The organism is Vibrio genomosp. F10 str. 9ZD137 (genome assembly GCF_049974785.1).
Taxonomy (GTDB): domain Bacteria; phylum Pseudomonadota; class Gammaproteobacteria; order Enterobacterales; family Vibrionaceae; genus Vibrio.
In genome coordinates, this window is sequence record NZ_JBNGCJ010000298.1 from 1 (window position 1) to 2,306 (window position 2,306).

The 2,306-nt window shown below is 42.6% G+C and carries 2 protein-coding genes and 1 pseudogene; all 3 read left to right on the forward strand.

Going from position 1 to position 2,306, the window contains the following annotated elements:
• A pseudogene (locus ACP45E_RS05455) lies at positions 1 to 470 on the forward strand (Hsp70 family protein); the annotation flags it as partial.
• Between the two features lie 284 nt (positions 471 to 754).
• A complete protein-coding gene (gene cspE / locus ACP45E_RS05460; protein ID WP_017033441.1) occupies positions 755 to 964 on the forward strand; it encodes a transcription antiterminator/RNA stability regulator CspE in 210 nt (69 codons plus the stop codon).
• 332 nt (positions 965 to 1,296) lie between these two features.
• Positions 1,297 to 2,306, forward strand: a 1,010-nt coding sequence (locus tag ACP45E_RS05465; RefSeq protein WP_017040368.1) for a DEAD/DEAH box helicase, incomplete at its 3' end; no start/stop codon positions are given.

A 2,306-nucleotide genomic window follows, 5' to 3' on the forward strand; every position in this document is an offset into this window, starting at 1 on the left:
ACGGTTATGAATCGATGGTACGGCTCGCTGCGTCGCTAGAGCACTTAGACGTAGAAGATAAGGTTCTGCTGACCAGTTGGTTTATGAGCAAGGCCATTAATCACGGCCAGTTTGAACAGGCTCATTGGTGGGCAGTAGGAAGATTAGCGTCCAGAACACCGTTATATGGTAGCCAGCATACGGTAATACCTCGTGAACAAGCCGAACAGTGGTTACCAACATTACTCGAACAAAATTGGCAAAAAGAGCCCATGATTGCTTTTGCTTGCGTGATGATCTGTCGAAAAACTGGGGACCGTTTATTTGATATTTCCGACGACTATAGAACCGATGTCATCGCTAAACTAAAGAAGAGTAAAGTGCCGGAATCATGGCTAAGTTTGGTGCAGGAAGTGACCGAATTATCAGAGACAGAAACAAAGAAAATCTTTGGTGATGCACTCCCTCATGGGCTGCGACTCATTAACTAAACAAAAATTGCTCAATGGCCGTGACCATTGCTCTGAGAGTGTTCGATTTGCTAATTATTTCAAAGAAACACTCCACATTCTCTTCGAGTGTGCTAGTATTCGTTTCGGCCTGATATCAGACCTATTTATATGAATGACGTGTTATGTATTTGAAAATCCTCGAGCATCAGCTTACCAGCTTGTTCATGGAGTCTTTCCTTCCATATATCGCAACACCACATAAATGATTCTATTGGCTACAACTGCATTTATATGCGAATTATTTTGAAAATTAAGGAGACATCATGTCTAAAGCAACTGGTAACGTAAAATGGTTTAACGAAACTAAAGGTTTCGGTTTTATTTCTCAAGACGACGGCGGCGCTGACGTATTCGTTCACTTCCGTGCAATCGTTTCTGACGGTTTCAAGACTCTTGCTGAAGGTCAAAAAGTTTCTTTTGACGTTGAACAAGGTCAAAAAGGTCCTCAAGCTGCAAACGTTGTTTGTCTATAAGCTTGTCGATTTTGACAGATTATTGAAAAAGCAGGCCTAGGCCTGCTTTTTTTTGTTTGTCATATTTGAATGGATTCGTTTCGATGCTTTGATGCTTGATCAGGACGTCGGTATGTTAGGAATTCAACGCCTTTTCATTGAATTACCCGTTGTTTTTCGAGATCGTGAAATATCGGTTGATGTTAACGACCAAAAGCCTCAAAATGGCGCACTTTTTGTCGCACCTAGTAAGTTATCCCTAGCAAATCTTGCTTTCTATTTCTTATTCACAATAAGAACACATGCGACTTGCAAGCCACTATTCATTTCATTGTTAATTGAGAATCATATATATGGGTTTTACCTCACTCGGTCTTTCTGCTCCAATTTTAAAAGCAATTAAAGAACAAGGCTATGACACGCCTTCCCCAATCCAAGCACAAGCTATTCCGGCCGTGCTTGAGGGAAAAGATGTAATGGCAGCAGCTCAAACGGGTACAGGTAAAACAGCAGGCTTTACACTTCCAATTTTAGAAGGCCTTATTAACGGCCCGAAAGTAAAAAGTAACCATGTTCGCGCACTCATTTTGACACCAACGCGTGAGCTTGCAGCTCAAATCAATGAAAACGTTGTTCGTTATAGCAGCCACCTGCCGCTTAGCTCTTCTGTGGTTTTTGGCGGAGTTAAGATTAACCCTCAACTTATGAGATTACGTCAAGGCTGCGATGTGCTTGTTGCAACACCAGGTCGCTTACTTGACTTGTTCAATCAAAACGCGATTAAATTCAGCCAACTTGAAGTGCTTGTTCTTGATGAAGCAGACCGTATGCTTGATATGGGCTTTATCCGCGATATTCGTAAAATTTTGAATCTACTGCCTAAACAGCGTCAAAATTTGCTGTTCTCTGCGACTTTCTCTGATGAAATCAAAGAGCTGGCGAAAGGCCTAGTGAATAACCCTGTAGAAATTTCAGTTAGCCCGGCAAATTCTACCGCAAGAACGGTTGAGCAATGTATCTACCCGGCGGATAAACGCCAAAAAGCACCGATGCTGGTTAAACTGATCAAAGACGGAGACTGGCAGCAAGTCTTGGTGTTTAGCCGCACAAAACATGGGGCAAACAAACTATCCCATTACCTCAACGACCAAGGCATTACGTCTGCTCCTATTCATGGTAACAAGAGCCAGGGTGCAAGAACCAAAGCATTGGCCAACTTTAAATCCGGTGAGATTCGCGTTCTCGTTGCCACTGATATTGCTGCTCGCGGTATTGATATCCCTCAACTTCCTCAAGTTGTAAACTTCGATTTACCCAATATTTCTGAAGATTACGTTCACCGTATCGGCCGTACAGGAAGAGC

What these genes read in the sequence shown, in the direction of transcription:
- cspE (WP_017033441.1), top strand. Translation starts at nt 755, where the DNA reads ATGTCTAAAGCAACTGGTAACGTAAAATGGTTTAACGAAACTAAAGGT.